General features: G+C 55.2%; 12 protein-coding genes and 1 pseudogene. 9 read left to right on the top strand and 4 right to left on the bottom strand.

All coding sequences use genetic code 11. The features are described from left to right. Position 1 precedes the first annotated feature (1 nt). The gene (locus ACEWE8_RS24650) at positions 2-1,378 is read left to right on the top strand and encodes a heavy metal sensor histidine kinase (RefSeq protein ID WP_016487036.1); all 1,377 of its coding nucleotides are present in this window, start codon (positions 2-4) and stop codon (positions 1,376-1,378) included. Positions 1,379-1,414: 36 nt separating this feature from the next. Here ACEWE8_RS24650 and ACEWE8_RS24655 read toward each other — a convergent pair whose 3' ends face one another. Continuing rightward, positions 1,415-2,029 carry a DUF6088 family protein gene (locus ACEWE8_RS24655; protein WP_046787888.1) on the bottom strand — a complete coding sequence of 205 codons (615 nt, stop codon included), beginning with the start codon at positions 2,027-2,029 and terminating at the stop codon, positions 1,415-1,417. Between the two features lie 315 nt (positions 2,030-2,344). Here ACEWE8_RS24655 and ACEWE8_RS24660 point away from each other — a divergent pair, with 315 nt between their 5' ends. Continuing rightward, positions 2,345-2,632, top strand: coding sequence for a hypothetical protein (locus ACEWE8_RS24660; RefSeq protein WP_016487034.1), 288 nt, complete (start codon positions 2,345-2,347; stop codon positions 2,630-2,632). 28 nt (positions 2,633-2,660) lie between these two features. Here ACEWE8_RS24660 and ACEWE8_RS24665 read toward each other — a convergent pair whose 3' ends face one another. After that, positions 2,661-3,620, bottom strand: a complete 960-nt coding sequence (locus ACEWE8_RS24665) for a site-specific integrase (RefSeq protein WP_004374696.1) — start codon at positions 3,618-3,620, stop codon at positions 2,661-2,663. A gap of 181 nt (positions 3,621-3,801) precedes the next feature. Here ACEWE8_RS24665 and ACEWE8_RS24670 point away from each other — a divergent pair, with 181 nt between their 5' ends. From ACEWE8_RS24670 to ACEWE8_RS24695, 6 genes and pseudogenes are all read left to right on the top strand, one after another. Beyond that, positions 3,802-4,704, top strand: coding sequence for a DNA-binding protein (locus ACEWE8_RS24670; protein WP_046787887.1), 903 nt, complete (start codon positions 3,802-3,804; stop codon positions 4,702-4,704). 134 nt (positions 4,705-4,838) lie between these two features. Next, entirely contained in the window at positions 4,839-5,483 is a 645-nt protein-coding gene (locus tag ACEWE8_RS24675; protein WP_004577577.1) for a DUF6036 family nucleotidyltransferase, read from the top strand. Next, positions 5,464-5,943, top strand: a complete 480-nt coding sequence (locus ACEWE8_RS24680; RefSeq protein ID WP_004374702.1) for a hypothetical protein — start codon at positions 5,464-5,466, stop codon at positions 5,941-5,943. Before ACEWE8_RS24675 ends, ACEWE8_RS24680 begins: the two co-directional genes overlap by 20 nt. Positions 5,944-6,515: 572 nt before the next feature. Next, a pseudogene (locus ACEWE8_RS24685) lies at positions 6,516-7,097 on the top strand (thiamine pyrophosphate-dependent enzyme); the annotation flags it as partial. A 264-nt stretch (positions 7,098-7,361) separates the two neighbouring features. Beyond that, a complete protein-coding gene (locus tag ACEWE8_RS24690) occupies positions 7,362-7,667 on the top strand; it encodes a hypothetical protein (protein ID WP_046787886.1) in 306 nt (101 codons plus the stop codon). Between the two features lie 665 nt (positions 7,668-8,332). After that, complete coding sequence (locus tag ACEWE8_RS24695) at positions 8,333-8,467, top strand: hypothetical protein (protein ID WP_256212454.1); 135 nt, start codon at positions 8,333-8,335, stop codon at positions 8,465-8,467. A gap of 728 nt (positions 8,468-9,195) precedes the next feature. On the opposite strand, the gene ACEWE8_RS24700 is transcribed toward ACEWE8_RS24695, so the two are convergent. After that, complete coding sequence (locus ACEWE8_RS24700) at positions 9,196-9,648, bottom strand: hypothetical protein (protein ID WP_046787885.1); 453 nt, start codon at positions 9,646-9,648, stop codon at positions 9,196-9,198. Between the two features lie 36 nt (positions 9,649-9,684). Here ACEWE8_RS24700 and ACEWE8_RS24705 point away from each other — a divergent pair, with 36 nt between their 5' ends. Next, positions 9,685-10,020: a helix-turn-helix domain-containing protein gene (locus ACEWE8_RS24705; RefSeq protein WP_371263219.1), complete on the top strand. Its 336-nt coding sequence runs from the start codon at positions 9,685-9,687 to the stop codon at positions 10,018-10,020. A gap of 575 nt (positions 10,021-10,595) precedes the next feature. Here ACEWE8_RS24705 and ACEWE8_RS24710 read toward each other — a convergent pair. Then, positions 10,596-11,588 carry a hypothetical protein gene (locus ACEWE8_RS24710; RefSeq protein WP_075044228.1) on the bottom strand — a complete coding sequence of 331 codons (993 nt, stop codon included), beginning with the start codon at positions 11,586-11,588 and terminating at the stop codon, positions 10,596-10,598. Positions 11,589-12,437: the final 849 nt, after the last annotated feature.

The raw sequence follows: 12,437 nt of genomic DNA on the forward strand, positions 1-12,437 counted from the left end.
TATGAAGCACCTTTCGCTGACAGCACGCATGAGCCTGATGTTCATGTCCGCGGTAATTGCAGTCCTGACGGTAGCAGGGCTGAGTTTCAATATGCTCAGCCAGCACCACTTCAAGATGCTGGATCGGCAGGCCCTGGTGGAGAAACTCGAATCCGCCAAACATATCCTCAACAATGCTCGCGGTGAAGCGAGCCTTTCGGAAGAATTACCGCAGTTGCGAGCCTTGCTGGGAGCCCATCAGGATCTGGCGGCCACTATCCTGGCCAGTGACGGTTCTGTACTGTTCTCCGACCCCAGAGCAGTCGAAGTACCAGAGCGTTTCAGACGTGAAAATGAGCAGAGCATGTGGGAGTGGCAGAACGGCCAACACATGTACCGCGGCATGACGGCGCAAATCTCGGTAGCCGATCAGGCTGAGCCGCTCACAGCTTTGCTGATTCTTGACGTCACCAATCACACACACTTTTTCGACACGCTGCAACGATGGTTCTGGATTGGATTGGTCATCAGTGCCCTGTTCAGTGCCGCGCTCGGCTGGGTGGTTGCTCGCAGCGGCCTTAGGCCTCTGCGGCAAGTCACTCATGTGGCCTCCGGGATGTCCGCTCGCTCGTTACAGGAACGAATCCCTCTCGAACCAGTGCCGCGGGAACTTCAGCAACTGGTTCTATCCTTCAATGCGATGTTGGCTCGGCTAGAGGATGCCTTCGTTAGGCTCTCCAATTTTTCGGCCGACATTGCCCACGAGCTACGCACGCCCGTTAGCAACCTGATGACCCACACCGAGGTCGTGCTGAGCAAGAAACGCGATATCAATGCCTATGAAGAGAATCTCTACTCCAACCTGGAGGACTTGAAGCGCATGTCTCGGATGATTGATGACATGCTTTTCTTGGCCAAGGCTGATAATGGCCTGATCATCCCCGAGCAGGCCAGGATCGAACTGGCTGACGTAGTCTTCAAGCTGTTTGACTACTACCACCTTCTGGCCGAAGAACATGGCATTGAACTATCGCTCACAGGCACAGGCCAAGTGCTGGGAGATCGGCTGATGCTTGATCGTGCACTTTCCAACTTGCTGTCCAATGCACTGCGCTACACGCCGGTGGGACATACAATTTCGGTTTTGATCCGCGAGACAGCGGACTCCACAACCTTCAGCATCGAGAACCCAGGGGACACAATTAGCTCAGAGCATTTAGAGAAGCTCTTCGACCGCTTTTACCGGGTCGACCCCGCTCGGCGGGAGGGAAGCCCGAGCAACGCCGGGCTCGGACTTGCCATCACCCGATCCATCATTGAGGCTCACAAAGGCCGCATCTGGTGCACCTCAGCCGCCGGCCTCACGGGCTTTCACATCGAATTGCCCCATTCCAGATGATGCCGATCTGGCGGTAAGTAGGCTACAGCTAAACCGCTAGCCCAACTTGACAGGGTGGGTGCAACTCGACTGAGCGCAGATTGCATTCGCCATCCGGATAGGTAACGAGCGGTGAGCTGACACCAGATCACCCCATTCGCTCTCGGGTAGTAGTTTATGAAGTTTGAAAACGGCATACCCCACGCTTGCCTCGCCAATCCAATCCAATGCTCGAATGGCTTCCCCCGCTCCAGTAGCGCCTAGAGCCATCAACCATCGAGGCGCATACCGAATCGACACGGTGGTCTTGCCTACCTGAAGCTCCCTAGAGCGTCCGTCGGTTAGAAAGACATAGCGAACTGGAACCTGTGTGCTCAGCCCTAATTTATTCGCGGCACGAGCCCCGTGGTCGACCAGCACTTCACCCAGCGCATTAGCCAGCGAGTGGACAACCTTCTCCGGTGCCGGCGGGCGCACGCCGAACCGAGTTTCGACTGCGGCAACATAAATGCCCCGAGCAACGCGAAACAGCTTTCCACCTTCGACCAGGCGAGAGAGTCCTCGCTGCACAGCATGGCGAGAACCATGATGCAGGAATCTGCTAGGTGTCAGAACCTCACCTTCTGGAAGCTGTTGAATGATGTCCAGGATTTTCTCGGGAAGAGCCTTCATTGTCCTGTCAAACCTCGTGAGTGGCCCTGCCAAGAACCACCAGAGGTGGCGACCATCTCATGCGGGACACATCATCGAACAATAGACCTGGTGCTTGGCTCCGTCCTGTGAGTACAGGCAATCTCTGTGCGAGTAGGTCTGGCCTGATGCCGTTTGGAAGTCGTAGCCCAAGACTCGTTCGTCCCGGTCATAGACCCTTATCAGCTCGGTCAGCTTCTCCATCGTCCAGTCATTGGATCCATTCAGCCTCGCAGGCAGTACAACCTGGACTGCCTCGACCAGCGTTCCCTCAGCGCGTCTTTGTAGCATGAACACTTGACCATTTCACTCAACGCGGGCGAATGGGAAGAGAAAAAACTAACGCCTTACCAGGTGGTCGTCCTTTGGAGCGAGTGGTCAGCAGCTGCCCGCGGGCGACTGAAAAATGAGCTGGAAATAGCCCGGCAAGAGAACATAAAAGCCAAAAAAGACAAGCAGGCATCCCGCAGTTACCTCTTCTTTGTGGGTGCCCAGGATGCCAAGAACCCTGCAATTTTCCATGTGCTGGATCATCGACTCATTTGCACCGCACATGACGAGCTGGTGTTCCCAGTGCGCAGCTAGGTGCAGATCGGGGCCGCGGAAGGCGGTCTTATGGCAGTCCCTCGGGCCAGTTTGAGATGTGTTGTAGCGCACTCAGTTGCCCAGGGAACACTCCTGTGCTCTCGACATAGCGCAATGCGGATTGCCCATCGCTCCAGCCTACGTACTGCATCAGCGCTTTGATATCCCAGCCGCTGCGGGTGGCCCAGGTGGCAAACCCGCGGCGCAGCGAGTGGCTACTGTACAGCTCCGAAGGCAGCCCTGCTGCCTGCAGTACGGCGCGCATGAGTGGGACAACGCTATTTGGGTGCAAGCCCTGCTCACCTAAGTGCCCCCAGCGATCAATTCCACGGAATACCGGCCCGCGTGCGATACCCGCAAGACTGATCCAGTCGACGTAGGCTTGTACTGGGCACAGCCTGGCCAGCGCCGGCGCGTTGAAGGTCTGGCCTTGGTTGTCCCGATCACCTTTGCTCCAGGGCAGGAACAGTTGCATGCCCTCCCCGGTCCGCACCTGGATGTGCTCGACCTGTAGGCGACATAGCTCATCACTGCGAAAGGCCCGCCAGAAGCCGATCAGTATCAGAGCGCGATCGCGGCAACAGCGCAGTAGCCGTGGCAAGTCGTCTTCCGCGCGGGCCTGCTCCAAAGCTTGTTCCAGCCACAACACGCACTGTTCGAGCTGGCGCAGCTGCAAAGGTTCGGCCTGCTTCTCTTGGCGTGGGTGCAAAGTACGAATGCCCTTGAGGATCTGGCGGACCAGCGGAGTCTTGGTCGGATCCGGGAAGCCTTGGCTGACATGCCACTGCGCCAACGCCGCGAGGCGCAACTTCAAGGTATTGCTGGACAGGGTGGCGGCGTGATCGACCAGATAGCGCACGACTGTATCGCTAGTCGCCGGCAGAAAGCCACCCCACGTCACCTCGAAGTGCTCAAGCGCCTGCTGATAGCTCCGCCGGGTGTTGGCACGAGTGCCGGCCTGCAGGTACCGCTCGATCTCCTGGCTCATCTGAGCGCATCCCCTTGGTGTACCGGTGAGCGACTGCCAAACGACAAAAACACCGCATCACCTTGGATAATTCATGATTATCCAATTCTAGAATACGAGCGGAAAAAAACGAAGTTCTTGATAATATGCTATGTATTTACATAGTACATACCACAGAACGAAATCGTCAGGAGTTCCACTTATGGCCCGCGGTGGCATCAACAAAGCAATCGTGCAGAAAGCCCGGAATTCTCTACTCGCCCGCGGTATCCACCCCAGTATTGATGCGGTGCGCATCGAGCTGGGCAATACCGGTTCAAAGACCACCATTCACCGCTACCTGAAAGAGCTTGAAGACGCCGAGCGCGGCCGGGATGCGGCCTTGATCCCGCTCAGCGAACAGTTGGCCAATCTGGTCAGCCAACTGGCAGATCAGCTAGAGGAGGAGGCGCAGGCCGCCGTGGCCCAGGAGCGCGAACAACTGGCCCGCGAACGGCTCGATTACCAGCATCGGTTTCGACAGGCCGAAAACCGCATCCAACAACTGGAAGGCCAGACCGCGCTCGACGCGGAACGACTTGAGACCACTCATCACGAGTTGCAGCAGGCACGCGAGCAACGGCAGCAGGCCGAGATCGAGAACGCCCGCCTACAGCAGGCTAATCGCGACCTGGAGGAGCGGCACAAGGATCGCGACGCACAGATCCACTCGCTGGAGGAAAAACACCGACATGCGCGCGACACCCTGGAGCACTACCGGCAGGCCAGCAAGGAACAGCGTGAGCAGGAACAACGCCGACACGAGTCGCAGATACAACAATTGCAACTAGAACTGCGGCAACTGCAGCAGACCTTGATAATCAAGCAGGACGAACTGACGCAACTGAACCGCGACAATGCACGCTTGCTCACCGAGGCGCGGCAGTTGCAAAAAGAGCGACATGCACAGCAACAGCTAGTGGCGCAGAAAACTCAGGCCCTGGAGGCTCTGCAGAGCACGCTGGCCGGCTCCGAACGCTCGAATGAAGCCCTTGAACAGCGTTGTCGCACATTGCAGGAGGAGGTGTCCCGGCTGAGCGAAGCATCCGCGCTTCAGGTGCAGTAGACGCAGGGCCTGCAGGAGCGCTTGGTCGAAGCCACTACACAGCTAAAGCTACTCGGGGTGCCGCTTGTGAACAGCGATGGCGCACGTAGCACATGAACCGGCACACTGAGCCTATGCACTGAGCGGAGGTGGAGATGACACTACTTGAGACTGCCGATGAGGGGGCTGCGGAACCTGTCCGGCTGACTACGCCGCTGGGCCAGGCCATTGGTAATCTGTTCGCCCGGGCCTTGCCGCTACTGGATGGCAATCCGCCAGGCTCACTCAAGGTCTTCGTCTTCGGCGGCTGCGCGGTGCACCTGCTCACCCATGCGCGTGGTAGTGCGGACATCGATGCGGAGATCGAGGCGGCCCGTGTGCTGCGTAAGGACGAGATCATGGCCGTCTACACACCGCCAGAGGGATATGAGGACGGCGACGGCCGCGACTTGCAGGTGTACCTGGACCAGAACTACACCAATGCCCTCGGGCCACTGCACGAGGATTACCGCGAGCGCGCCATCCCCATGGAGGGTTTCGAGGGTGAGCAGCCGCTACATATCTTCGTTGCCGCCGGCGTGGATCTGGCCATCTCCAAGCTCGGCCGCTTTACGGAAAACGATCAATCTGATATCGAACAGCTCATCGAATGTGGCCGTGTCGATGTCGGCCAGTTTGTTACACTAGCAACAGAGGCAATCGATTATGCCGTGGGCAACCGAAGTGCAATGCTAGGCTGCCTGAAACTGGTCACAGCGAAGTACCTGGAGGATGGGCGAGATGCCACGTCTGGATCGTAAACAAAGCTTTGGCACGCTTCTGGAGACTGTCACCCAGCAGCGTCTTAGCCAAGTTGCGTCCGATGCTCTTGTGGAGCTCGCCAAGCAGTTGTGGTACGAAGAGCGCGACCTCGTGCCAGTACTGCAGCGTGAAGTGGCAGGCAAGCTGCGCGAGCCTGAACAGAAGCTGCGTGCCCTCTATCTCGTCGACCTGCTGCGTCGCTTTCCCTGTGTATCAACGGACAAAGCCGCGCGCCTAAAAGGCTTTGTCAGCAGTTGGTCAAACCTGAAACCAGCAGAGCGCTCACCGCGTGCGACCCAGCTTGTCTCTCGCTACCAACTCGACAAGCTGGCCTATGAATGGGGGCTTGAAGAGGACGTCAGCAAGCAGATGCAGGATGTCCTGGCTTTCCAAACCCGCCATTACGCGGCCACCCAGGGCGTGAAGACGGGCTATTCAGAGCCAACGCCCGTCAGCTAGCAGCAGAGCACGGCAAAATGGACGGGGAATGGCCAATTCAATAAATCACGACCAACGACTCGCTGATCTAACACGCGAGGCATTGGCCGACGTGAGCGAGGGTTTGGTGATCGATCACGCATTGGTCGAGACTTGGGCTCAGAGCCTTGATACCGACACCCCAGTACCTTTGCCAACTCCAGATCGGCCTACTTAATTCGCAGCAGGCCGAACTGATCCTCAGCGGTATCTGGCTGAAGCCATTACGCTAAGCGCGCCTTCGCTTGAGCAGGATTTCCAATCTGTTCGTTTAAGTGCGGCAAGTTACAGAGCGAATGCCCTAATTTTTGCCTTATCTCGGCACGCCCTCTTGTCGAAATAAACTCATTAATAACAATGAGTTACAGGACAAATGAGTGAATTTCCCCCTTGCCTCGGCATAACCTCAATCAGGCGTTCAGAGCCGTTTCTATAATTGACTATAAAAGCCTATAAAGCCCACCCTGAGCAGCTCAGCGACGCTAGAAAAATATTTAAATACAATCAGTTGCAGCGCGTATGTCCTAATTTTCCTTTATCTCGGCATGACCCCTTTCCCGATCTATCCGCAACGCCTGGTCGCCGATATCCGCCGTGTACTGCCCCCCGAAGGCATTGTTGCCCTGGACAACGGCATCTACAAGATCTGGTTCGCCCGCAACTACAAGGCGCACAACCCGAACACCGTGCTGCTGGACAACGCGCTGGCAACCATGGGAGCCGGCCTGCCATCGGCGATGGCGGCGCACCTGGTGCACCCGGACCGTCCAGTGATCTCGGTCTGCGGCGATGGTGGTTTCATGATGAACAGCCAGGAACTGGAAACCGCCGTCCGTATGGGCATGCACATCACCGTGGTGATCCTGCGCGACGACGGCTACGGCATGATCCGCTGGAAGCAAGCCAACATGGGCTTCACCGATTTCGGCCTGGACTATGGGAACCCGGACTTCGTTAAATACGCCGAGTCCTACGGCGCCAACGGTTACCGTGTAGAAAGCGCTGATGCTTTGCTACCGCTGCTCGATCGCTGCATTTCCAACCCAGGCGTGCACGTGATCGACTGTCCAGTCGACTATAGCGAAAACGATCGAATTTTGAATACCGAACTCCGAGAGCGGGCAGTAGCAATCTGACCACGACGGCTTCCGCGTGCGAGCAATATTCGCAGAGAGATCTCTCACAGGCCATCGACAGCCACCTTCGCCAAACCCGGCTAGCGATCTTGCGCAGTAGACTGCGTTCGCCCGGCACAGCGCCCGAGGTGCAACCACTTCTCAGCGTAGCGGTGAGCCGCTGCGCAGCCTGACCTGTAAGGCCTTAGGCCTTGCGACCGATGGCCCAGTGCGCAAGCCGCCAACTTCTACGCTTAAAGTTACGCTGACGAACGAGATAACCTCATGAAGATCCTGGGACGCGTGGAACAGGAGGCCGTGACCGATTTGCGCTGTGATATCTGTGATGAGTCCACTCGGCAGGCGAGCGGCAACCTGCAGTTCGGGACGTTGGAAGCTCAGTGGGGTTATGGGACGGCGCACGACGGCGAGCGCTATGAAGTGCACCTGTGCGAGCGCTGCTTCTTTACCCCCCTCGCCTGTCTCAAACAGGAGCGGCGGACAGCGCATCTGTTCGAAAGCAACCCCATCCCCAGCGAAGTGGAACTGGGCCTGGCCAGCCGGAACGATTGGTTCCGCGACGGTGAATGACGGGTTTTTCCTAGACCCACCATGCCTTGATTTAGTCGTATACGGTGTGGCAAACCAGCAGCAAGCACCCCACTGGCCCCCAGTTGTCGCCAAACTGGAGTATGCTATGAGGGCTGGCTCCGAGATTTGTTGGCGCTCCGCCTCCCCTTGGAGACAATTGATAAGCCCGCCGATTTCGGCGGGCTTTTTACTTTGACCGCTCGCCAGAATTAGAGCCAAAGGCGACCGCCTGGAAACGTCAGTGACTGTCGTAGGTGCCTTGCGCTAGTGTGGATCTGGTACCTCGAGGCTCGCCATCAATTGCTGTAGGCACAACCCAATGCGGCGCACCAAGCAATTGCTCGCCTGGCTGACAGCCGATACCGGGTAAAGGTAAGCACTCATAATGCTGATGAACTGCATGACGTGCCGGCAGTCAGCGCGTCGTGTATCTGCATGGCAGTCTGATGACGCCCAAATGATTCGCCTCTCGTCGTACCGCCGCCCTCAGCAACGTTGAGCAGATCGTCACCCTGGACGGCTAACTGGCCGAGCCGTCGCGCTGTATCCACTGCAATGGCCAACTGCGTCTGGCATGGTGTGGTACGGCGAGGCCCTGGAAGGCCGGCACGCAGCCGACGCGGCATTTTGTCACTCTGCTGGCGATTGTCTCCTCAAGGGGAGTCATGCAAGCCGCCTGTTTTTCCGACCTCGCATTGGCGGCGTGCGTCGTGGTCATCCACATCAACCCGATCGACTGCAGCATAGATAAGCCCAAGGAACTGATGCTGATTGACAAAGCCGCTCAACTTTTACTATGACTTGTGGAAACTTTCGACGAAGGCTTCCTCCTAGGACCGTTTGCCCCCGTGATGCAATTTACAATTTGGTTCGGCTTATGATCAGTCGAATCAACCTCGAACAATCATATTTACTCTACCGTTACGACAAGCGGAATGCTTCATGGCACGTTCCGGCATCAATAGACACCAGTGCAGAGAGTACTGGACCACTACGCCCTCTGTTGGAAAAATCAGCATCACATCAAGCCAACGTTGCCGTCTCCGTAACATAGCCCATTGCATCCCAAATTCAAGCTATCAATAAAGGAACGCCTGAGAATATTGGCACTTATAAACCGTTTAGAACAGAGCCAGCCCGGTATATTCACCAGCCCTACATGCCAGTTTGCGCCTAGCCATATTTTGAATCAGAAATATATATTTGCATGGAAAAACCCAGAGTGAATACAGCAGCTCACGGAGCGGGTTTATCAACATCGCTAACCCCCTGAATTACAGACGCGGCCTATGATATCCAGATGTGCTCAAACCATACTGCATGCAATTCAAAGGATCAGAACCCACTACAATCAGAAGAAACCCGCAGCCTGCTGGCAGAAGAATGAGGATGAAATATAAAAAACAAAGGATATGTACCCGTCGACATAGACTCTTCGAGGGCGGATTTTTAACTCAAAGCCAAGATATGCGTCACCGAACAAGTCAACCTGGCCTTCAGGAAGTCGTGAATTTCGGCGAGTACAAGCTTAGCCACGTACGCGCAAATCGCGCTCAGCCGAAAAAATTATTTCTTTAACCTTGACGTTCTCGCGCGAAGACGCATAGTGAATACTGTAACTCTTGCCCCCTTCCACCTTATATAAGTAGCCTCCAATACACCCTGAGCCATCCTCGGTAACGCTTACCTCAATGAGCGGCTCCATCACCCAGTCGTCCCCTCCCCTCATGTGGCCGGGAGACATCAGGTGCGCCTGCGCGAACCAGGAATGATCATCCAGTTCCGATAGCATTTGCTGAAGAATCGGTACCGTGGGGATCATCAGCATGCTTCCAACGATGTCATCGCCATGATCGCGTACCAGCTCCACGTAAAACCACGGGTGGTGCAGCTCAAGCTCAATAAATTGCCAGTGTCGGGTGGAAGGTTCCCCGAAGATGCTGGCAGGGCTCAGCTCGGCGTGCCTGTAGGTCTTGAACATCGAATAAATCCTCAAAATATTAACAATAGTTAATGGATGTCTGACGTTCAAGACGGCTTCATCATTCCTTTTGTAGGAATGAAAAAAATGCAGCTGAAACAGGCATTTGGTAAAGCGATGAGACTGCTAAGGAGAACTCGCGGCCTCAGCCAGGAAGACTTCGGTGCGCACAGCAGCCAAACCTACCTCAGTCAACTCGAGGCCGGAGGAAAGGGCCCTACCCTTGAAATGGTGCATGGTCTTGCCTCTGTGATGGACGTTCATCCGTTGACAATCTTGACTCAGTGCTACCTTTTCATGGACGAGGACGCCACGTTGGACTCCATCCTCGAACGGGTACGTCAGGAACTCAACGTGCCGCTCTCGGACTGAGGTATTCATCACCATCACCTCTGCTCTGATTGGATTTTTTGCCCCAGCGCGGTCCGCTCTGCGAAATTCGATCAGCTAAAGCCAAAATCTGCGACTCCTAGGAGTTGGTGTGGTGCTCCTAAGTCTTCCCGTAGGAGAGGAATCTGTGAAGGATCGGCAGTGCTTGGCGAAGCTGACCAGGCGCGAACTGGGAAGCAAAAGCAAACGGAAGCCCCAATGCGCTGTAAGTGGCTCCATGCATACCCGAGCCAAGAATCGACAGTGGTACTAATGAACCTGCAGCAGGGTACGCAACCACCCTCTGCTCCTCGGCGAGCGGAGACCAATATCCGCAGAGTGGGTTTTCGGTGAGTGGGATAGAGGCTATTTTGAGCTGCCAAAATCGAGAAGCGAGGCACATAGGGAGCTACCGGCAGCTTTCAATTCGACTCTGCAATAGGTCAGCATTTGGTCGCCTGCTTTTGAGCGTGGACCAAGGGCTGATGCTAATGGCATCGGTATCCTAACCACCCTGGCTGGCAGGTTGGTAAAAACTGCCAGTCAGGGCTTAACGATGAGGCGCCGGTCGAGGCAGGTTAAGAGGCGATGCGAATGCCGTTCGCCGAATATTTTTGCTTCAACGCCAGATCGATTTCGGCGACATATTTTTCAGGGTTCATGCTGCAGGCTTCACCCATAAGCTGGTAAATCGCTTTTACCGTTTCAGCGCGGACCTTTTGGTTGCTGACGACCTGGATTGCCAACTGTAAATTCGCCGGCTTGCGGAAATCCTCCAACAGCTCAGACTGGCCGTGTAACTCGCGCTCGATGGTCTCCAGGGTCGCCACTTGGCTAAGCGCAGCTTCCGCAAGCTCCAACTCCACTTGGTTCAATCGCGCCTTGTTGGGGACAGCTTCGAGCTGCCGACGTAGATTCAAAAGCGTTTCCTGATACAGCTGCTGATCCAGTTGCAGCCACAGGCCCAGCCCTTTGAACTGACCGAAGGAATGCGCATACCAGCCGCGCTCCTCATATGGCTTCCCCGTTTCGTCTTTCCCCTTCTTGATGATCAGGTATTCCCAAGAAACCTCTAATGCATTCCGCTTCCAGCGATCAAGCAGAGCACGACGTACTTCAATGGGGAGTGCTTTGAGAGTCTGCATAGCTGAGCTGTGCAATTTTCTGTACTCGATACTCGCAGCGCGGGTCCGGACAATGAGGCTGTCCCGCTGGTTGAGCATTGTCTCGATCTTATGCCGACGTATGTTCTGCCGCTCAGTAGCGCTTAGCCGCTTGAAATCGCCTCTGACCTGTTCGTCATCAAGACCCAGATGATTGAGTGCGCAGCAATTCCCTATCAATACCTTTGAATCGTCGTGCAGCTCGACCACAAAGCCGTGCTGATGCAGCTGGGAACAGCGCTTCCCGTTTTTCTGGTATTGGCAGCTCGCCTCAGGGCGAATCAGCCGATATGGCCGCAGCGGGTTTCGATACTGCTCCTTCGTTAGAGTGCAGTCTGGGGCAATCTCGTACAGAGATGACAGTTCATCAAGCGTTCTGATTTCCACAATGCCACGAGAGAGAGACATCAAATCCTCCTGCTGGGTCAGCTGTCCATAGAACTGTATATTAACCCAGTAATCTCACGGTGACATCATCTTGTATGGTTGCATGACGCGCGGCACGTCAATCAGATGCGGAGACGTCGGGACCACCGAAGTTTGAAGCCAATGGCGGTAGTCGAGTTACGGTGAGTAAGGATCAGCTGGAGCCAATCCTGGCGACAGTGCACACGCTTCTGCAGGCTGAAGGCGCTGACAATGTCGCACCAATCGTACGTCAATATCCGGCGCAAGCTGAACTGACCGCCCCATGACAATTGGAATGGAGGTACGGAAATCTAGGGGATCCAATTCAGAATCCCTGCCTAGGAGGTCGCCCGTCTGAGGCCAGGCGTAGTCAGTTTGAGGAACAAATAACCGCTAGGCTCCAGAATTTTGCAACTCCATCAAACCTTAGCACTCGATCATACTATCGGAAAGAAAATTCTGATAGACAAAATTTATTTAACGCAAAATCTTCACGGTATATGATGGCACGGTGAGGCGGCCCCCGTTAAGAGGATATGGACGACCTTACTTTCCATAATATTCTAATTGGAGAGTAAGTGTGTCGTCTTATCTTTATTTCCCATATAAAACCTACCAAGCTAACACCCGAACAGTAGAGCGAATCAGCTTATCAGGGTTGATCCTTGGTCTTTATAAACAAAGCTGCATAACCACCCAAGAAAGTAATTTTTCAGCGCCGTGGTGATTATGCATGACTAATCAAAATCAAAAATTCAAAGGCAACAGTTGCCGCTATGAATCAAAAGCGCGAAGAGTTCTAATTCCTGAGTTCTTTCTGCTAGAACTTAAAAGCATAAACATAGACTT

Source organism: Pseudomonas sp. TR47 (assembly GCF_044143025.1).
GTDB lineage: Bacteria > Pseudomonadota > Gammaproteobacteria > Pseudomonadales > Pseudomonadaceae > Aquipseudomonas > Aquipseudomonas putida_E.